The sequence below is a fragment of the Massilia sp. S19_KUP03_FR1 genome, from assembly GCF_036688685.1.
Taxonomy (GTDB): domain Bacteria; phylum Pseudomonadota; class Gammaproteobacteria; order Burkholderiales; family Burkholderiaceae_D; genus JALYUM01.
On the sequence record NZ_JAQQPS010000011.1, the window covers coordinates 92,283 to 111,477 of the forward strand.

Annotated in this window: 21 protein-coding genes; 12 read left to right on the plus strand and 9 right to left on the minus strand. The window is 61.1% G+C overall.

Annotated features, from left to right (window positions below):
* Nucleotides 1-15: 15 nt before the first annotated feature.
* Entirely contained in the window at nt 16-2,010 is a 1,995-nt protein-coding gene (locus tag V6M87_RS13845) for a DNA topoisomerase IV subunit B (RefSeq protein WP_332877225.1), read from the minus strand.
* Nucleotides 2,011-2,280: 270 nt separating this feature from the next.
* Here V6M87_RS13845 and V6M87_RS13850 point away from each other — a divergent pair, with 270 nt between their 5' ends.
* Nucleotides 2,281-3,090 (plus strand): response regulator, encoded by an 810-nt coding sequence (locus tag V6M87_RS13850; RefSeq protein WP_332877226.1) that lies wholly within the window; start codon nt 2,281-2,283, stop codon nt 3,088-3,090.
* Nucleotides 3,091-3,106: 16 nt separating this feature from the next.
* On the opposite strand, the gene V6M87_RS13855 is transcribed toward V6M87_RS13850, so the two are convergent.
* From V6M87_RS13855 to V6M87_RS13865, 3 genes are read right to left on the minus strand one after another with little or no spacing between them, the layout of a single operon-like run.
* Entirely contained in the window at nt 3,107-4,276 is a 1,170-nt protein-coding gene (locus V6M87_RS13855; protein WP_332877227.1) for a vWA domain-containing protein, read from the minus strand.
* Nucleotides 4,277-4,278: 2 nt separating this feature from the next.
* The gene (locus V6M87_RS13860; protein WP_332877228.1) at nt 4,279-4,869 is read right to left on the minus strand and encodes a GNAT family N-acetyltransferase; all 591 of its coding nucleotides are present in this window, start codon (nt 4,867-4,869) and stop codon (nt 4,279-4,281) included.
* Entirely contained in the window at nt 4,866-5,720 is an 855-nt protein-coding gene (locus V6M87_RS13865) for an AAA family ATPase (RefSeq protein WP_332877229.1), read from the minus strand. Before V6M87_RS13865 ends, V6M87_RS13860 begins: the two co-directional genes overlap by 4 nt.
* A 175-nt stretch (nt 5,721-5,895) precedes the next feature.
* On the opposite strand from V6M87_RS13865, the gene V6M87_RS13870 reads away from it, so the two are divergent.
* The 4 genes from V6M87_RS13870 (at nt 5,896) to V6M87_RS13885 (ending at nt 8,654) form a co-directional block, all read left to right on the plus strand.
* Nucleotides 5,896-6,222 carry a c-type cytochrome gene (locus V6M87_RS13870; RefSeq protein WP_332877230.1) on the plus strand — a complete coding sequence of 109 codons (327 nt, stop codon included), beginning with the start codon at nt 5,896-5,898 and terminating at the stop codon, nt 6,220-6,222.
* 11 nt (nt 6,223-6,233) lie between these two features.
* Nucleotides 6,234-6,590, plus strand: coding sequence for a c-type cytochrome (locus V6M87_RS13875; protein WP_332877231.1), 357 nt, complete (start codon nt 6,234-6,236; stop codon nt 6,588-6,590).
* A gap of 130 nt (nt 6,591-6,720) precedes the next feature.
* Entirely contained in the window at nt 6,721-7,590 is an 870-nt protein-coding gene (locus V6M87_RS13880) for a hypothetical protein (RefSeq protein WP_332877232.1), read from the plus strand.
* Entirely contained in the window at nt 7,587-8,654 is a 1,068-nt protein-coding gene (locus V6M87_RS13885) for a hypothetical protein (protein WP_332877233.1), read from the plus strand. The genes V6M87_RS13880 and V6M87_RS13885 overlap by 4 nt, the downstream gene beginning before the upstream one ends.
* 40 nt (nt 8,655-8,694) lie before the next feature.
* On the opposite strand, the gene V6M87_RS13890 is transcribed toward V6M87_RS13885, so the two are convergent.
* Together V6M87_RS13890 and V6M87_RS13895 are read right to left on the minus strand one after the other, a co-directional pair.
* Nucleotides 8,695-9,114, minus strand: coding sequence for a DUF1841 family protein (locus V6M87_RS13890; RefSeq protein ID WP_332877234.1), 420 nt, complete (start codon nt 9,112-9,114; stop codon nt 8,695-8,697).
* A 7-nt stretch (nt 9,115-9,121) separates the two neighbouring features.
* Complete coding sequence (locus V6M87_RS13895; protein ID WP_332877235.1) at nt 9,122-9,748, minus strand: RNA pyrophosphohydrolase; 627 nt, start codon at nt 9,746-9,748, stop codon at nt 9,122-9,124.
* 215 nt (nt 9,749-9,963) lie between these two features.
* Between V6M87_RS13895 and V6M87_RS13900 the strand changes: the two genes are divergently transcribed.
* Together V6M87_RS13900 and V6M87_RS13905 are read left to right on the plus strand one after the other, a co-directional pair.
* On the plus strand, nt 9,964-11,697 hold the full coding sequence (locus V6M87_RS13900) for a proline--tRNA ligase (RefSeq protein WP_332877236.1): 1,734 nt from the start codon (nt 9,964-9,966) through the stop codon (nt 11,695-11,697).
* Nucleotides 11,697-12,314, plus strand: coding sequence for a lytic transglycosylase domain-containing protein (locus V6M87_RS13905; RefSeq protein WP_442920588.1), 618 nt, complete (start codon nt 11,697-11,699; stop codon nt 12,312-12,314). The genes V6M87_RS13900 and V6M87_RS13905 overlap by 1 nt, the downstream gene beginning before the upstream one ends.
* Before the next feature lie 46 nt (nt 12,315-12,360).
* Here V6M87_RS13905 and V6M87_RS13910 read toward each other — a convergent pair whose 3' ends face one another.
* The 3 genes from V6M87_RS13910 to ffh form a co-directional block, all read right to left on the minus strand.
* Complete coding sequence (locus V6M87_RS13910) at nt 12,361-13,032, minus strand: DUF4336 domain-containing protein (RefSeq protein ID WP_332877237.1); 672 nt, start codon at nt 13,030-13,032, stop codon at nt 12,361-12,363.
* Between the two features lie 86 nt (nt 13,033-13,118).
* Nucleotides 13,119-13,568: an SWIB/MDM2 domain-containing protein gene (locus V6M87_RS13915; protein ID WP_332877238.1), complete on the minus strand. Its 450-nt coding sequence runs from the start codon at nt 13,566-13,568 to the stop codon at nt 13,119-13,121.
* Between the two features lie 257 nt (nt 13,569-13,825).
* Nucleotides 13,826-15,193, minus strand: a complete 1,368-nt coding sequence (gene ffh, locus V6M87_RS13920) for a signal recognition particle protein (RefSeq protein WP_332877239.1) — start codon at nt 15,191-15,193, stop codon at nt 13,826-13,828.
* Nucleotides 15,194-15,442: 249 nt separating this feature from the next.
* Here ffh and V6M87_RS13925 point away from each other — a divergent pair, with 249 nt between their 5' ends.
* The 5 genes from V6M87_RS13925 (at nt 15,443) to V6M87_RS13945 (ending at nt 19,188) form a co-directional block, all read left to right on the plus strand.
* Entirely contained in the window at nt 15,443-16,423 is a 981-nt protein-coding gene (locus V6M87_RS13925; protein ID WP_332877240.1) for an ABC transporter substrate-binding protein, read from the plus strand.
* 22 nt (nt 16,424-16,445) lie between these two features.
* The gene (locus V6M87_RS13930; RefSeq protein ID WP_332877241.1) at nt 16,446-17,264 is read left to right on the plus strand and encodes an ABC transporter permease; all 819 of its coding nucleotides are present in this window, start codon (nt 16,446-16,448) and stop codon (nt 17,262-17,264) included.
* 4 nt (nt 17,265-17,268) lie between these two features.
* The gene (locus V6M87_RS13935) at nt 17,269-18,066 is read left to right on the plus strand and encodes an ABC transporter ATP-binding protein (protein WP_332877242.1); all 798 of its coding nucleotides are present in this window, start codon (nt 17,269-17,271) and stop codon (nt 18,064-18,066) included.
* Between the two features lie 76 nt (nt 18,067-18,142).
* Complete coding sequence (locus V6M87_RS13940) at nt 18,143-18,946, plus strand: cytochrome C assembly family protein (RefSeq protein ID WP_332877243.1); 804 nt, start codon at nt 18,143-18,145, stop codon at nt 18,944-18,946.
* Nucleotides 18,943-19,188 (plus strand): PP0621 family protein, encoded by a 246-nt coding sequence (locus tag V6M87_RS13945; protein ID WP_332877244.1) that lies wholly within the window; start codon nt 18,943-18,945, stop codon nt 19,186-19,188. Before V6M87_RS13940 ends, V6M87_RS13945 begins: the two co-directional genes overlap by 4 nt.
* Nucleotides 19,189-19,195: the final 7 nt, after the last annotated feature.

The following is a 19,195-nucleotide window of genomic DNA, read 5'->3' on the forward strand; positions in this document are numbered from 1 at the left end:
TTGTGAGCGGTAGCGTTAAATATCCGCTTCGGTTTCGTTGCCGTGTTCTTCGATCCAGGCACGGCGCGCCGCAGCCTCGCCTTTGCCCATCAGCATATTGAAACGTGCCGACGCATCGCCCTGGGAAAAATCGCCCAGTTTCACGGGCAGCAGGCGGCGCGTATCCGGATTCATCGTGGTTTCCCACAATTGTTCCGCGTTCATCTCGCCCAGACCTTTAAAGCGCGAAATGCTCCAGGCGCCATCCTTGACGCCGTCTTTTTTGAGCTTGTCTTCGATGGCGATCAGTTCGCCCGCGTCGAGCGCGTACAGCTTCTGGATCGGCTTCTTGCCACGCGCCGGCGCGTCGACCCGGAACAGCGGCGGACGGGCGATGCAGATATGGCCGTGTTCGAACAGGGCCGGGAAATGTTTGAAAAACAGCGTGAGCAACAAGACCTGGATGTGCGAACCGTCCACGTCCGCATCCGACAGGATGCAGATTTTGCCGTAGCGCAGGTTGGACAGGTCGGGCGAGTCGCCGTACCCGTGCGGATCGACGCCGATGGCCACCGAAATATCATGGATCTCGTTGTTGGCAAACAGGCGGTCGCGGTCTGTTTCCCAGGAGTTCAGCACCTTGCCGCGCAGCGGCAAAATGGCCTGGTATTCCTTGTCGCGGCCCATCTTGGCGGAGCCGCCGGCCGAGTCGCCCTCGACCAGGAACAGTTCATTGCGGGTGATGTCGGTCGATTCGCAATCGGTCAATTTACCTGGCAACACCGCCACGCCGGACGATTTTTTCTTTTCGACTTTTTGCAGCGAGCGCAGGCGCGATTGGGCTTGCTTGATGACCAGGTCGGCCAGCTTGCGGCCGTAGTCGACGTGCTGGTTCAGCCACAGTTCCAGCGGCGGCTTGGTGAAGGTCGAGACCAGTTTCACGGCGTCGCGCGAATTGAGGCGTTCCTTGATCTGACCCTGGAATTGCGGGTCCAGCACCTTGGCCGAGAGCACGAAGGAGACACGCGCAAACACGTCTTCCGGCATCAACTTGACGCCTTTCGGCAGCAGCGAATGCATGTCGATGAAATTTTTGACGGCGCCGTAGAGGCCGTCGCGCAGGCCCGATTCGTGGGTGCCGCCGTTGGGCGTCGGGATCAGGTTGACGTAACTTTCACGCGTGACGCCGCCATTTTCGGTCCACGCCACCACCCAGGCCGCGCCTTCGCCTTCGGCAAAGCCGTCGTCGCCGTTCGAGTATTGCGCGCCTTCGAACAGGGGGATCAGTGTGTCGCCGTCGGAGTGTTGCGCCAGCATCTCGTTGAGGTAGCCGCGCAGGCCTTCGTCGTATTTCCAGGTCTGCACGTCGCCGGTTTTGGCGTTGGTCAGCGTGACGGTGACGCCCGGCAGCAGCACGGCTTTCGAGCGCAATAATCTCTGCAGTTCAGTGGCGGAGATCAGCGGCGAATCGAAATACTTCGGATTCGGCCAGGCGGTGACGCGGGTACCCGATTTTTTGCCGCCGCGCGGCGCCAGTTCCGACGCCAGCGGTTCGATCACGTCGCCATCGGCAAACGCCATGTGGTGGAAACCGTTGCCGGCCTCATCCTTGCGCCAGACCGAAATTTCCAGGCGCGACGACAGCGCATTGGTGACCGACACGCCAACACCGTGCAAGCCGCCCGAGAATGCATAAGCGCCGCCCGAACCCTTGTCGAATTTGCCGCCCGCGTGCAGGCGCGTGAAGACGATCTCCACGACCGGCACGCCTTCTTCAGGGTGGATGCCGACAGGAATGCCGCGGCCGTCGTCTTCGACCGTGATCGAGCCGTCAGCGTTGATCGTCACGCCGATGTTGTTGCAGTGGCCTCCCAGCGCCTCGTCGGAGGCGTTGTCGATCACTTCCTGAATGATGTGCAAGGGATTTTCCGTGCGGGTGTACATGCCCGGACGTTGCTTGACGGGTTCCAGTCCCTTCAGGACGCGGATGGATGATTCGCTGTAATCGGATGCGGGTTTTTTGGTGGCCATGCCTGAACTTTATGAAATTACTTGCTTGCGTGAGCCCAGCCTGCTGCGGGTGGCACGGGTGGACTGCGACCGATACTGTACGCCTGTACAGTGTTTATCGCAAATCCATTGTGTCTGCCTGCGCCGGCTTGCAGAGCTCTCTTTCCGGCATTCTATCTTTGAGCCATGGCAAATAGAAGGAAAGAGTTTTTGCTCCTTGCATGCAGGCGCGATCGTGACTAGATTACAGGCAAGGCATTTTCCCGTAATTCACCAGGCATGGTTGTTCACATGGCAAGTAACACTCCCTATACCGTGCGTCTGCTCGGCTTCGCCCCGGATGAACGGTCGCATCTTGACGCTTTGCTGGCGCATGGTCCGGACGGCGGCCCGTCCTATATCTGTCTGGCTGAGGACAGCCTGCACGAACCGGATTTTTATATCGCTGACGGCGATGCCCCGGCCGGTCTGGCAGCGCTGACGCGCGCCAATCCGGGCCCGGTGCAACCCGCCATGGTGGTGGCGCGCACCCCGGCGCCGCTGCCGTTCCCGCGCATTTCGCGTCCCCTCCAGCGCGGCCAGCTGCACGAAATGATGGCCGAGATGGTGGGCCGGCGCGCGCAGGCGCTGGCACTGCTGCGCGATTGCGAGCGCCACCTGGCCCCCGAGCGGCGCCGCCATCCGCGCATCGAGACGCCGCGCAGCGAGGCGTGGCGGCAGCGGCGCCAGGCCACGCCGTCCGGGGCGGTGCTGATACTCGACAACCGCGGCGCGTTTCGCGACCACGTGGCCAAGTTGCTGGGCGCGCGGCGCATGGCGATCGAGTGGACCGACAGTGCGCCGGTGGCCTTGCGCCTGTGTGACGAAACGCCGGTATCGCTGGTGATGATCAATACCGGCCTTGCCGGGGTCGATCCGTATGCCGTGTGCGCCGCGATCAAGGCGCAGGAAGGATCGTTGCGCACGGCCGTGGTGCTGCTGTGCGGGGTGGCGTTCCGCTTCGACAGCGCGCGCGGGCGCGATTGCGGCTTGCGCGGCGTGCTCGACAAGCCGGTCGGGGACCGCGACCTGGTGGCAGTGCTGAACCGCTTGCTCGGTTAATGCCCGCGCCGGTGTCTTATTTACTCAGCACCCGCATGGCCCGCTCCAGGCCTTCTATCGTCACCGGAAACATGCGATTGTTCATCAACTGCCTGATCATCGCCACCGACTGCCGGTACTGCCACACGCCTTCCGGCTCGGGATTGAGCCAGGCAAACTTCGGAAACGCGTGACAAAAGCGCGCCAGCCATTCGGCCCCGGCTTCTTCATTGTTGTATTCCACCGAGCCACCCGGCGCCATGACTTCGTACGGGCTCATGGTGGCGTCGCCGACAAAGATCAGGCGCGTGTCGGCCGGATACTTGCGCAAGATATCCCAGGTCGGAAAGCGCTCGGCATGCCGTCTGCGGTTGTTCTTCCAGAGATAATCGTAGACGCAGTTGTGAAAGTAAAAGAACTCCATGTTCTTGAACTCGGTTTTGGCCGCCGAAAACAGCTCCTCGGTGCGGGCGATATGGTCGTCCATCGAGCCGCCCACATCGAGCAGCATCAGCACCTTGATGCGGTTCTTGCGTTCCGGCTGCATGCGTATGTCGAGAAAGCCGGCATTGCTGGCCGTGGCCTGGATGGTCGCGTCCAGCGCCAGTTCATCGTCGGCGCCCTGGCGCGCGAATTTGCGCAGGCGCCGCAAGGCCACCTTCAGGTTGCGCGTGCCCAGTTCGCGCTCGGCGTCGTAATCCTTGTAGCTGCGCTGTTCCCACACCTTGACGGCAGTGCGGTTGCGGCTCTCGCCGCCGATGCGGATGCCTTCCGGATTGGTGCCACCATGCCCGAACGGCGAGGTGCCGCCGGTGCCGATCCATTTATTGCCGCCTTCGTGCTTCTCCTTTTGCTCTTTGAGCAGTTCATTGAGGCGGTCCATCAGCTTGTCGTAGCCGAATTTTTCCAGCGCCGCCTTTTGCTCGGGCGTCAATTCGCGTTCCATGCGTTTCACCAGCCAGTCGAGTGGAATCGACGGGTTCTTGTCGAACACCGCATCGATGCCCTTGAAGTACATGCCGAAGGCGCGGTCGAACTTGTCGAAATGGGCTTCGTCCTTGACCATGGTCAGGCGCGCCAGATAATAGAAATCGTCGAGCGAGGTCGTGATGACGCCCCGGTCCAGCGCTTCGAGCAGGCTGAGAAACTCCCGGATCGTCACCGGGACTTTCGCATCGCGCAGCGTATAAAAGAAATCGATCAGCATGGTTAATCTTGTGCGTGACGGCGTAACTGGTATTCCAACTGCATTTTGACTTCCGGCCATTCGCCGCGCAGCAGGCTGTACATGACCGTATCGCGGATGCTGCCGTCGCGCCGCACGGCGTGGTGGCGAATCACGCCATCCTTTTTTGCGCCCAGCCGTTCGATCGCCTTTTGCGACGCAAAATTAAAATTGTCGGTGCGCCAGCCGACCACGGCGCAGCCGAGGGTGTCGAAGGCGTGCGACAGCAATAACAGTTTGCAGCTGGTGTTCACATGGCTGCGCTGGCGGCTTTTGGCGTACCAGGTCCAGCCGATTTCGACGCGGTCGACCAGCGGCAAAATGTCGTGATAGCTGGTGCTGCCGATGACCTCACCGCTGGCCGCGTCGAGGACGGCAAAGGCGACCCGGTCCGGCATGTCCAGCGCACGCTGGATATAGGCTTCGACGTCCTGCGGTTCCGGCACCGAGGTGATGCGCAACTCCCACAGCTTGCCGTCGGACGCAGCCGCACGCAGGCCGTCTGCGTGGGCCAAAGACAAAGGCGCCAGGCGCACACCGTTCGATTCCAGCGTGACCGGTGCAACCTGGATCATCGGTTGCTCCGCGCCATCTGGATCAAACGCTCGAACAGGTGCACGTCCTGCTCGTTTTTCAGCAGCGCGCCATGCAGCGGCGGCACTACCATGCGCGCGTCCTTGCTGCGCAGCGCGTCAAGCGGAATGTCTTCGGCCAGCAGCAGTTTCAGCCAGTCCAGCAGTTCGGAGGTCGACGGCTTTTTCTTCAGGCCGGGCACATCGCGCACCTCGTAAAAACTTAGCAAAGCCTGGGCCAGCAAGTCCTGTTTCAGGGTGGGATAGTGGACCTTGACGATCTGCTCCATCACGTCCTTGTCGGGGAACTTGATGTAATGGAAAAAGCAACGGCGCAGGAAGGCATCCGGTAATTCTTTTTCATTGTTGGAGGTGATGATGACCAGCGGCCGGTGTTTCGCCACGACCATTTCGCGCGTCTCGTAGACGTAGAATTCCATGCGGTCGAGTTCGCGCAACAGGTCGTTCGGGAACTCGATGTCAGCCTTGTCGATTTCGTCGATCAGCAGCACCACCGGTTCGGGCGCGGTGAAGGCTTGCCACAGCACGCCCTTGACGATGTAGTTGTGGATGTCGCGCACGCGCTCGTCGCCCAGCTGCGAATCGCGCAGGCGCGAGACGGCGTCATACTCGTACAAACCCTGCTGGGCCTTGGTGGTGGACTTGATGTGCCATTGCATCAGCGGGCGGTCGAGGGCGGCGGCGACTTCCTCGGCCAGCATGGTTTTGCCGGTGCCCGGCTCGCCCTTGATGAGCAGCGGACGCTGCAGGGTAAGGGCGGCGTTGACGGCCAGTTTCAGGTCGGCGGTGGCGACGTAGCTGTCGCTGCCTTCGAAGCGGGTGTTTGCTTGCATGCGGGCGTGCTCGAAAGGGGGGAACGGAGTTCGAGTATAAGCCAAACCAGGATGCTGCCACGCAGCACGCTAGTTTGTAGACTGGAATAGTGTCTTCAGATAGAATCGGCGGATTGCTGGTAGGTTTGCTAACTTTTTGCAGTTGCGGTAATTGAATCCTTTTACGATCGCCCACATGAAAAAAATCTATGCACTACTTGGCCTGTACGCCATCGCGCAGGCCGGCATCGCCGCCGAAATCATCGGCAACCCCAAGGCCGCACCAGCAAAAATTGAAATGTGCATCGGCTGTCACGCCATCCCCGGCTACAAGGCCACGTTCCCCGAGGTGTACCCGGTGCCGATGATCGGCGGCCAGTCGGCCAAATACATCGAAGCGGCCCTGAATAGCTATAAAAAAGGCGACCGCAAACACCCGTCCATGAATGGCATTGCCGCCAGCCTGTCCGACCAGGACATCGCCGACGTGGCCGCCTATTATTCCCAGCAAGTCCGCAAATAAAGGGCAGCGCCATGAAACGAATGATCATTGCGCTCGCAGTTGCGCTTCCATTGGGCGCGGTTTCTGTCAGTGCATCGGCGCGCGGGAATATCGCCAACGGCGAGGCGCTGGCCAAAAAATATGCGTGTGCGTCGTGCCATGGCGCCGATTTCAACAAGGGCATCGACCCGACCTATCCGAAGCTGGCCGGGCAGCACGCGGACTATTTGCAGCATGCGCTGCAGGCCTATAAACGGGGCGGCGCCAAACCGTATGGCCGGAATAACGCGATCATGGTGGGGATGGTGGCGCCGCTGTCGGACCGGGATATGGTCGACCTGGCGGCGTATCTGCATAGTTTGCCGGGGTCGCTGGTGGTGCAGCGCTGATCAGCCACCGGCAAGCCAGGGACTGACGCGCCGGCGGGCACAGCGTCGCATGTCTGGCAGGCGCCGCTCAGTTTATTGCCACTTGTAAATATAAGTATTACTATCGGCTGTCCAATCCGAGGTGATACCCATGAGCACAAGCGCAGCGCTGTCATTTTCTCCAGATGAAATCAGATTCATCGCCGACTTTCTGGCTGGCGCTGCCGATGAATTTTCCGAGCAGTCTTGCGACGAACTGTGCGTCCCGGCATCGCAGGCCAACCTGCAGGCGCTCGTCCCGGTCATCGCCTGGAAAATCGAGGAATATGGTGCCGAGTGGACCGGAGCGACAACGCCGCAGGCCTATCTGGACAGCTTGACCACCGCGTCGGGCGAACTCGTTCTGCCGCACGAATGGGTGGCGGCTTTTTTTTCGTCACAATACAGCGAGGCGCTACCTGCCGAAATCAATGCCGCCGAAATCATGATTGTGGGCGAGGTCCTCGACGCGCGCGCTGAAATGCACGAAATCTGGGCTGACGACGACCCGGATACCGAGACGGAGCCGTTCACCTTGCCGCCGACCGATGCCAACAAAACTTTCATGGCCGCGGTATGTGCGTATCGGGGACGCAAGGCGCGCAGCCAAAAGATCATGGACGCCACGCGCCCGATCAGCGTGCGCATTGAGTGGGTCATGCGCTACCTGGCGTATCGCTGCAAAAGTCTGGCGGCCGGCGGCGATGCCGTTCGCATTGCCGCCACCGATGCTGCGCCGGCAGTCAATAGCGCCGGTATGCCGGTCCTTGTACGTCTTGGCATCGCGCCACGTTTTCCGGACGTCAAAAATACCTCGCGCGTTACACGGTTAATTTCCCGCATTGGCAGGCGCACAATCTTTCTTTTCTCGCCACGTATGCGCAACAGGGTCCCGGTTTCGAATATCAGGAATATGTGCACGAAAAGAGCGACGTGTACCGAAACTGGGATGCACTGCATAACGTCGAACAATGCGCCATGATGTTGCGCTGGCATGCGATTCAGGTCGCGCTGGTGGCCAAACTGCCGAAACGCGCGACGTCGAAAGGTGTCAGCGCCTGTACCAAGCGGCTTGAAGCGTTGCGTAAAAATGCTCCCCATATCTATTCGCGCGCGGATCAGCCTGAAGTCAAGGAATTCAAAATTGCGCAGTATCTGCTGTACGACGAGGCATACACTCCGGCCGATGTCGAGCAGGCCATCCTGGACGCGCCCGGCATGACGTCCATTGCCCCAGCGCTAAGGCAGGCTTACGCGGCAAAAATCGTCAACGATGCTGCCATGGCACCCGCCACGCAGTGCTTCATCCAATTGCGCGAGCAAGCACAGGATGGACTGGAAGCGTATCGGCAGGAAATCGGCAAGGATTGGACAATTCCATGGCGGCGCAGCGTGGCCTATCGATACTGCGCCATACAAATGGGCGCCTCGCTTCCACGACACATGCGCAGCACGCTGCAGGAATTTGTGCCGTCGATCGTGCATTGTTTGTTGCTCGGATGGCAGGACTGGGCGCTTGAACTCTTGCAACGATCGCACGACCGTCTGACGGATGGATTTGCCGTCCTGAGCAAGAAAAAGACCGAGGTCGACCGGCGTACGCAGTTATTCGTCCTGCGCTTGCTGGATCAATGGTTCGACAAAAAAAGGGAGGCCTATCCACCCCAGGCCTACGATGAGCCCATTTTTGAAGCAGTGCTTGCCCATTGGCGCCACCCAGATCCCGCGGCGCTTGCGCCCTTGCTGCTGGCGGCCTGCGACCGGCGTACGCATGCTGCGATCGGCAAAGGATATTCTCCCGACCTGGACCGCGACGCGTATTGGTACGACCCTTACGAGGTGTTGCTGGTCCTGCATTTGCGCCGTGAACTCGGTTTGTCGAATCCGGTACTGGACCATCTGGTCATGAATACGCCGTTGGCAACCTTGCCGGCGCCAGCCGCGCGATTCGAGGAGACGTTACTGGACGGCATCCTGGCGCGCTTCAATGCGCAGTTTACGGCCCCGCCAGCACCCGAAGTCTTCGATCAATTCACGTTTGTTTGAACGGTGCTCGGCAGTGCCGTGAGCGCGAGGCGTGGCCCATTTAGCGGCCCCGCACACACTCCACATACGCCCCGGTATCGGGCGGCACGCCGTTTTTCTGCGACGTCCAGATCATCTCCCCGAGGCACTCCATGATTTCATGGTGCGCATCGTGCTGCCCCAGTTTGCGCACCAGCGAGTCGTGCGCCGCCTTGATCCCGCGCGGCTGGTCGATTGACACCTGTTCGGCAATCGAGAGATGCATCGACAAGTGTAAAAATGGATTGGCCTGTCCGCCTTCGACCGAGTAGTCGCGCGCAACGGCCGCGTCGGCGTCGGTCAATGCCTCGGCATATTCCGGGTGCTGGGCAATCCAGTCGGCCGCGATGGCATCCATGGGCGTGAGAATGTCGCCGCTTCTCTGCTTGCGGTAGGCTTCGCAAAAAAAGCGGCGTACGTCGTTTGACGAAGGTGTGAACATCAGGCCATCACTCCTTTGCCTGCACCAGCAAGGTCGGCTCAAGCGCTGCCAGCGGTGTATCAGCGGCAAGCGCCGCGTCTGGCGCGGCCGGGCGCGGTGCGTGCGGCTGGCGCAGGTAGCGCGCCGTGTGGCGCCGTTCCTGGGCCTGGCCGCCATGCACCGGCCACGTCAGGAAGCGCGACAGTTCCTGCAGCGCGCGCTGGTACACGTCGCGCTTGAACTCGATCACCACATCCAGCGGTACCCAGTAGTCATGCCAGCGCCAGGCGTCGAACTCGGGATGGTCGGTCAGGCGCAGGTTCACTTCGCTGTCGCGCGCAGCCATGCGCAGCAAGAACCAGATTTGCTTTTGCCCACGGTAATGCCCGCGAATTTCACGCTTGATGAAATGGTCCGGTACCTCATAGCGCAGCCAGTCGCGCGTGCGGCCGACGATTTTGACGTGTTCGGCACGTAGCCCGATTTCTTCCTCGAGTTCGCGGTACATTGCCTGCTCGGGTGTCTCGCCATATTTGATGCCCCCTTGCGGGAATTGCCACGAGTGCTCACGTACCCGCTTGCCCCACCACACCTCGTTATGGGCGTTTAGCAGGATGATGCCGACGTTGGGTCGAAACCCTTCACGGTCGAGCATAAAACACCTCGAAACTTTCTGCGGCTGGGTCGTCTGTTACATTTTTACCTATAAATCCGGCGAAGGCATGCACCCCCGCACCAGCTTCAACCCTGAAAAAGCGCTGTAAACCACGTCGATCGGACCCATTTGTATAAAGATTGGACGCATCAGCCAGCTAATCCTTTAAAATTAGGTCGATTATAACTCTCTCTTTTTAAAAAGAATTCATCGATATGCGCGCCTCACGTTTTTTTATATCTACTCAGAAAGAAGCGCCGTCCGACGCAGAAATCGTCAGCCACCAGCTGATGATGCGCGCGGGCATGATCAAACGGCTCGGCTCGGGGATCTACACCTACATGCCGACCGGACTGCGGGTGATCCGCAAGGTCGAAGCGATCGTTCGTGAAGAGATGAACAAGGCGGGCGCGATCGAACTGCTGATGCCGCTCGTGCAGCCAGCCGAGCTGTGGCAGGAAACCGGCCGCTGGGACAAAATGGGCCCGGAGCTGATGCGCGTAAAAGACCGCCACGGCCGCGAGTACGCCATCCAGCCGACGTCCGAGGAAGTCATCACCGACGTGATGCGCGGCGAAATCAAGTCGTACCGCCAGTTGCCCCTGAATTTTTATCATATTCAAACCAAATTCCGCGACGAGCGCCGTCCGCGCTTCGGCCTCATGCGCGGCCGCGAATTCACGATGAAGGACGCCTACTCGTTCGACCGCGACGTGGCCGGCATGCAGGCGTCCTATAAAATCATGTTCGACGCGTACACCGCCATTTTCACCCGCTTCGGCCTGCAGTTCCGCGCCGTGGCGGCCGACAACGGCGCCATCGGCGGCAGCGGTTCGCACGAATTCCACGTTATCGCCAGCACGGGCGAAGATGCGCTGGTCTACTGCCCGACCTCCGATTACGCGGCGAATATGGAAGCGGCCGAAGCGATGCCGATTGTCGACGCCCGCCCGGCGCCTGCCGAAGCACTGGTCAAGGTGAGTACCCCTGGCACCGTCAAATGCGAACAGGTTGCCGCCTTGCTCAATCTGCCGCTGGACCGCACCGTGAAAACCATCGCGCTGACGGTCGAAAAAGAAGTGAACGGCAAGCAGACGCTTGAAAACTGGATGCTGTTGCTGCGCGGCGACCATGAACTCAATGAGATCAAGGTTGGCAAAGTGGCGGGCCTGTCCGGCTACCGCTTCGCCACCGAAGCTGAAATTCTGGCCTGCTACGGCAGCGTGCCGGGCTACCTCGGCCCGATCGGCACCAAATTGCCAGTCACCGTCGTGGCCGACCGCACGGTCGCCAACATGAGCGACTTTGTCTGCGGCGCGAATGAAGAAGGTTTTCATTACACCGGCGCGAACTGGGTGCGTGACCTGGCCGAGCCGCTGGTGGCCGACCTGCGCAACGTCGTCGAAGGCGACGCATCGCCGGACGGCAAGGGCGTGCTGACCATCGAGCGCGGCATCGAAGTGGGCCACGTGTTCCAGCTCGGCACCGCCTATTCGGAATCGATGAAGGCCACCTTCCTCGACGAAAATGGCAAGCCGGCGCCGCTGCAAATGGGCTGCTACGGCATCGGCATCACGCGCATTTTGGGCGCTGCCATCGAGCAGAACTTCGATGACAAGGGCATCGTCTGGCCAACCGCCATCGCGCCGTTCGAACTGGTGCTGTGCCCGATGGGTTACGACCGCAGCGAAGCGGTCAAGCTTGAAACGGACAAACTGTACGCCGAACTGACGGCGGCCGGCGTGGACGTGATTTTCGACGACCGCGGCCTGCGTCCGGGCCAGATGTTCGCCGACTGGGAACTGATTGGCGTGCCGCATCGCGTGGTCGTCGGTGACCGTGGCCTGAAGGATGGCAACCTGGAATACCAGGGCCGGACCGACGCCGAAGCGTCGCAGGTGCCGGTGGCCGAGATGGTTGCCTTCATCAAAGGCAAACTGGCTCAGTGATGCGCAAGCCTCTGCGGTGGATCGCTGGCGCTGCCATGCTGCTTGCTGCGTCCTGGGTCGTGCCGGCCCAGGCCGGCAACCAGAAGGAAGAGCAGATGGCCGACTCGGTGCGCGTGGCCCTGGCCAACGCGATCGCCGACGCGCGTCCGCCGAAGCCGTCGTTTCGCGACGAGACGGCGCAGATCCGCTACCAGCTGTGGTTCAACACGATGTCGGAGCGGCTCAAAAAACGCCTGCCCGACGTCCAGTCGCGCACCGAATTTCTCGAAGTGGCGTGGTACGAAGCCACCCGCGCCGGGCTCGATCCCGGGTTGGTGCTGGGGCTGATCCAGGTCGAGTCGGCGTACCGCAAATATGCCGTCTCGCTGGTTGGCGCACGCGGCTACATGCAGGTGATGCCATTCTGGACCGGCGTCATCGGCGACAACGACCGCCGCAAACTGTTCCACATGCAGACCAATCTGCGCTATGGCTGCGCGATTTTGCGGATGTACCTCGACCAGGAAAAGGGCAACCTGTACCTGGCGCTGGGGCGCTATAACGGCAGCCGCGGGCGGCCGGAGTATCCGAATGCGGTGCTGGCGGCGTGGAAGAAGTGGGAAATGCCGGGAGGCTGATGCTGGCCTCACAGCCCGCCGCGTTATGCTTGCGCAGGCAATCCAGTCAAATCGTCCCCAGCGCCCTTTTCAGGGCCGCATGCGCGCCACCCTCGACCACGCTGTTGTGTGACACCACGACCCGCTGCACCGGCCACGCCAGCACCTGCAATGCGCTGGTCCTGGCCGCGGCCTTGTCCTGCACCAGCAAGCGTATCGTGCGCGGCACCGTCAGCGTGTCGCGCACGCCCGTCAGGCGCGCGAACAGCGTCTCCTTCCAGCCCAGCGGCCCGGTCCACATCTGGCAGACATCGGTGAAAATTGCAGTGTTTGACGCGGTGTGAAAAAACACGGTCTCGTTCAGGCGCGGGATGCCCGCCATGAACACCTGCTCGATTTGGCCGGCCCACGCCGGCGGGGCGGTCGGGGGCAACGCGGTCATTGTCAGGTCGGGCCGTTTCTGTTCCAGTCCCGGGGCGCCGAACAGGCGCGCCTGCGGGTACAGGGCCAGCGCCTTTTTGGCGAACAGGTGGTGCACCTTGTTGGGTGCGACCACATAGTGCACCGGCCCGATCGCGTCCAGTTCGGCGCGCAATGCGTCGTCGATCAGGATCGGCGAATGCAGCCACAAGGCGCCGTCGGCCAGTTGCACCACCGTCATGCGTGCGCACATGGCCAGGCCGGCCACTTCAAAACCGCGCTGGGCATGCCAGATGCCGGAGGCGATAGGGATCAGCATAAGAATCTCCGTGTTGGATAACAAAAAGCCCCAGTCGAAACCGGGGCTTTTCTAAAAATGCGGCGCAGGATAAAACTGCGCGATTTTTATTTCAGGTGATCGGAAATGAGCTTGGTCATTTCGAACATCGATACTTGGGCCTTGCCACCGAAAACGGCTTTCAGCTTGTCGTCCGCGTTGATCATGCGACGGTTAGCCGCGTCTTGCAGATCAAGCTTCTTGATGTAATCCCAGACTTTTTTGGTGACTTCGGTGCGTGGCAGCGGAGTCGAACCAACCACTTCGGCCAATGGACCCGATGGGGTCATGGCTTTCATGAAGGCTGCATTTGGCTTGCGTGGTGCTGCTGCCGGTTTTTTTGCTGCGGCGGCTTTTGGTGCGGCTGCTTTGGCTGGCGCTGCGGCTTTTTTAGCTGCAGGCTTGGCTGCTGCGGCCGGCTTGGCGGCTGCTTTGGCTGGCGCTGCGGCTGGCTTTGCGGCCGGCTTCGCAGCTGGCTTCTTCGCCTCTGCTGCTGGGGTTTTTTTGGCTGTTGCCATCTTCTAGCCTCCTAAACGAACACATGGGGAAATTGCGCAATTCATCGCACGGCTTATATTGGTTGCCTTTTACTGTTCATGCAAGTGTTTTTCACCATTTTTATACGAGAAAGCGCGCCAACTGACAGATGGGCTGAAAAGAAGGCGCTACAGAGGGGAAAAGCGATAAAAAAACGCCACCGGAACAGGATTCGGGTGGCGTTTTTTTATGCGGATCGCGCCGCTGTTTTATCGCGCAATTCGGCTCAGTTTATGGATTAGCGCATGCCAGGCATCATGCCCTTCATCCCGCGCATCATCTTCATCATGCCGCCGCCTTTGAGCTTTTTCATCATGGTCTGCATCTGGTCGTATTGCGCCAGCATGCGATTGACTTCCTGCACCTGCACGCCGGCGCCGGCGGCGATGCGGCGTTTGCGCGTCGCTTTAATGAGTTCAGGCTTGGCCCGTTCGGCCGGCGTCATCGAGTCGATGATGCCCACCATGCGGCGCACCTGTTTGTCGGCCTGGTCCATATTGGCGCCGCCGGCCGCTTGCTGGAACTGGGCCGGCAGCTTGTCCATCAGGCTGGCCATGCCGCCCATTTTCTTCATCTGCCCGAGCTGGGCTTTGAAGTCGTTCATGTCGAAGCGCCCGCCGACCTTGATCTTGTTGGCCAGGTCGGCTGCCGCTTTCGAATCGACGCCTTTACGCGCTTCTTCGACCAGCGCCAGGATATCGCCCATGCCCAGAATGCGATTGGCCATGCGCTGCGCGTCGAACGCTTCGAGGCCGTCGAGCTTTTCCGAGACGCCGGCGAACTTGATCGGCTTGCCGGTGATGTGGCGCACCGACAGGGCCGCACCGCCGCGCGAATCGCCATCGAGCTTGGTCAGCACGATACCGGTCAGGGGCAGGGCGTCGGCAAACGCCTTGGCCGTGTTGATGGCATCCTGGCCCAGCATGGCGTCGACCACGAACAACGTTTCGATCGGTTTCACGGCCGCGTGCACGGCGCTGATTTCCTGCATCATCGCTTCGTCGATACCGAGGCGGCCGGCGGTGTCGATGATCAGCACATCGTGATAGTGTTTCTTGGCCCAGTCCAGCGCGGCCAGGGCGATGTCGACCGGTTTGTCGGCGCTGGTGGACGGGAAGAAGTCGGCGCCCACTTGTTTGGTCACCGATTCGAGCTGGGCGATGGCGGCGGGACGGTAGACGTCGGCCGACACGGTCAGCACTTTCTTCTTTTTCTCTTCGCGCAGGTATTTAGCGAGTTTGCCGACGGTGGTGGTTTTACCGACACCCTGCAAACCGGCCATCAGGATGATCGCCGGCGGCTGCTGCGCAAACGACAGCTGCGACGCTTCCGGACCGAGATCGGCACCCATCAGGGCGCCCAGTTCGCGCTGGACCACGCCGACCAGGGCCTGGCCTGGCGAGAGCGAGCCGATGACTTCTTCGCCGAGGGCCTTTTCCTTGACCTTGCCGATGAATTCGCGCACGGCCGGCAGGGCCACGTCGGCCTCGAGCAGCGCCAGGCGCACTTCGCGCAGCATTTCCGCGGTATTCGCTTCGGTCAGACGCGCTTCGCCGCGCATCGTCTTGACGACCTTGGCAAGGCGTTGGGTTAAGTTATCTAGCATGATCTACCTGACTATCAATTAGTGGAGCGCATAAAACGGCCATTTTACTCTATGTGCCCAGTCTCTCCGGGCCAGTGGCTGGGTGGGTTTGTCTTTTTTACGTCAGCTTTGGCTAGATCAATATTTCCTTATGGAAATGATTTCACGCGCTTGAAACGGTGCGGTTTCCATGCATAATGGCCCTGGCATAAAGTCGGCGCCAGCATATATGGCTTGCTTGCACTTACACGATCAGCGGAGATTGAGGCAATGACAGCATTCGTATCCAGCAAGACCATTCCCTTGCTGATGGCAGCCCTGTTTGCCGCCAATGCGGCGCAGGCCCAGGAGGTGGTCCGGCTCGGCAACCTTAAATTCGCCCATTTCGGCGCCGTTTCGTATATCAAGGAAATCGCGCCGAAATGCGGCATCAGGGTCGAGGAAAAAATCTTCGCCAAGGGCCTCGACGTGATGCAGGCGATCATGGCCGGTGAACTCGACGTCGGTGCCACCGCCTCGGAAGCGGCCATCTCCGGCCGCGCCGGCGGCGCCCCGATCTACGTGGTGGCTGGTTTCGCCAAGGGCGGCGCACGCCTGGTGGCCCGGCTGGACGCGAACGTCAAATCGGTCAAGGATCTGAAGGGTAAAAAGGTCGGCGTGACGCGCGGCGCCATCCAGGAAGTATTGCTGATGGCCGAGCTGCAGAAAGCCGGACTCAGCGCCGACAGTGCGCCGGGCAAGGATGTCCAGCTGATTTACCTGGCGTACGCGGATCTGAACCAGGCGCTGATGTCGAAGAACATCGACGTCATGATGCAGTCGGAGCCGCAGTCGTCGCAAGCGATCAACAAGAACTTCGGCGTCGAGGTGCTGAAACCGTATGACACGCCGATTGGCGAGCCGGTCCGCACGATGGTGATGACCGAAAAATTCTACAAGGAGCGACGTGCGGTCGCCGAAAAATTCATGAAGTGTTTTGTCCAGGCCACCAAGGCTTTCCTGGACGACCGCGCGCTGGCCGAAAAATACGTGCGCGAGACCGTATTCAAGGGCCAGATCACGAAGGACGATTTCGACGACGCCATCGGCAACTCGATGTTCACCTACGACATCACACCCGAGCACATCCAGGTCACGACCGACATCATGGCCAAGACCGGCGTGGGGCGCATGGCCAAACCGCCGGTGGCCAAAGACTGGGTCAAGACCGACCTGCTGACTGAAGCGAAGAAAAGCCTGAACGTGAAGTAACACAGCGCACGCGGGGGACACCATGGCAAAGGCGAACTGGCGGGAAATCGGGGTCGGACTGGTGCTGCCGCTGGCGCTTATCGCGCTGTGGCAGGTGGCGGCCAACCTCGGCTGGGTCAACCAGAACGTGCTGCCGTCGCCGCTGGAGGTGGTGCGCAAGTGGATTGCGTATTTGCTGCCGTTGCAGGAACGCTTGCCCGAGACGAGCTGGTGGCGCTGGGCCTTGTCCGGCGAATTGATCGTCGATTCGCTGGGCAGCATGTACCGCGTGCTGGTCGGCTTTGCGGTGGGCGCCGGCCTGGCCTTGCCGCTCGGGCTGGCGATGGGCGCGAATAAACACGTGTACGCCTGGTGCAATCCGCTGGTGCAGCTGTTGCGCCCGATTCCGCCGATTGCCTACATCCCGCTATCGATCCTGTGGTTCGGCCTGGGTAACCCGCCGGCCGTGTTCCTGATTGCGCTGGGGGCGTTCTTCCCGGTGCTGATGAACACCATTGCCGGCGTGCGCCAGGTCGACAGCATCTACCTGCGCGCCGCGCGCAACCTGGGCGCCAACCGCCGCACCATGTTCATGCGCGTGATCTTGCCGGCCGCGGTGCCCTACATCCTGACCGGGATGCGGATCGGTATCGGTACCGCGTTCATCGTGGTGATCGTGTCGGAGATGATCGCCGTGAACAGCGGTCTGGGCTTTCGCATCCTGGAAGCGCGCGAGTATTTCTGGTCCGCGAAAATCATCGCCGGCATGATCACGATCGGCCTGTGGGGCCTGGCGATCGACCTGGCCATGAACCGCCTGAACAACCATCTGCTGCGCTGGCACCGCGGCCTGGAGAGCTGAGCACATGACGACTTCCCATATCCGCATCGCCGGCGTGAACAAGATCTTCGCGACTGCCGGCGGTCCCCTCGTGGCGCTACAGGACATCAACCTCGATATTCCGCCGGGTCAGTTCACCTGCCTGCTGGGGCCATCCGGCTGCGGCAAGTCGACGTTGTTGAATGCGGTGGCCGGCTTCGCCTTGCCGAGCGCCGGCACCATCGTCGCGAATGGCCGTCAGGTCAGCGGGCCGGGGCCGGAGCGCGGCATGGTGTTCCAGGAATATGCGCTGTTCCCGTGGATGACGGTGGAAGAAAACGTCGGCTTCGGCCTGGAAATCAAGGGCATGCCGGCGCCGCAGATCCGCGCGCGCGTGGCGGGCTTGCTGAAAATGCTGTCGTTGACGGATTTCCGCCAGCGCTATCCCAAGGATTTATCGGGCGGGATGCGCCAGCGCGTGGCGATCGCGCGCGTGCTGGCGCTGGACTCCCCGATCATGCTGATGGATGAACCGTTCGGCGCGCTCGATGCGCTCACCCGGCGCAACCTGCAGGATGAACTGCTGCGGATCTGGGCCGAACTCAAAAAGACCATCATTTTTGTCACGCATTCGATCGAAGAGGCTATCTATATGGCGGACCGGATCGTCGTCATGACCTACCGGCCGGGGACGGTGAAGCGCGACATCATCGTCGAGCTGCCCCGGCCGCGCGATCCGGCGGCGCTGGAATTCAACGCATTGAAGCGCGAGCTGGGGCAACTGGTGATGGAAGAGCAGCAGCGCCATCACAATGACGAGTTGAGGATGGCGGCCGTCGATTAGCGTCAGGTTGACGTTCTTATTTTGCTACAGCAGGGGCTGGCCTCACGGTAATGCAGCGATGGTGTAAACTCCCTCCATGCAAACCATCCTCTTCTACAGCGCCGCCCTGATTTACGCCGCCTGCGCGCTGATGCCCACGCGCCAGCGCAACGGGATTTCGGGCGTGACGTTGGCCGCGTGGCTGGTGCACGGCGCGGCGCTGGGCATGGATATGGGCGGCCCCGGTGGCGTGCGGGTCGGTTTTGCGATCATGCTCTCGGCCGCGCTCTGGCTCTCGGTCGCCGCCTACTGGCTGGAAAACCGCAATTTTGCGCTGGACGGCCTGCGCCGCCTGGTGATGCCGTGCGCCGCGTTCGCTGCGGTCCTGCCGCCGCTGTTCCCCGGGTCGATGCTGCAGATGCAGGGCCAGTCGGCGGCATTCGGCTGGCATATCGTGGTTGCCGTACTGGCCTACAGCACGCTCACCATCGCCGCCTTTCACGCCATTCTGATGGCGCTGCAGGAGTCGCGCCTGCACACGCGCAACGCCAAACCAGGCTTCCTGGGCGCGGCGCTGGACCAGTTGCCGGCCCTGCTGACCATGGAGAAGCTGCTGTTTCGGCTGATCTGGATCGGCTTTGTTTTACTCAGTTTGACGGTGCTGTCGGGAATCGTGTTCTCGGAACAGCTGTTCGGCAAGGCACTGCGCTGGGACCATAAAAGCGTGTTTGCGGTCATTTCGTGGATCCTGTTCGCAGCGCTGCTGGTCGGGCGCAGCTGGCGTGGCTGGCGCGGCAAGACGGCGCTGCGCTTCACGCTGGCCGGTTTCGCCACGCTGGCGCTGGCCTACGTTGGCAGCCGGTTTGTCCTGGAAGTTGTTTTACATAGAGGGTTGGCATGATGATGCGTCTACTGTTCTGGCTGGCCCTGGCCGTGCTGGTGATTTTTGCAATCCGCTCGAAGGTGCGCGCCGCTGCGCGCGCCCAGGCCGAGGCACCGCGGCCCAACGCCCGCGCGGAAATCAGCGCCGAGTCGATGACCAGCTGCGCCCACTGCGGCCTGCATTTCCCTGCGTCGGAAGCCATCCACGCCGATGGCCTCGACTATTGCAGCCCGGCGCACGTGCGCCTGCCGCCACCGTAAGCTTGCC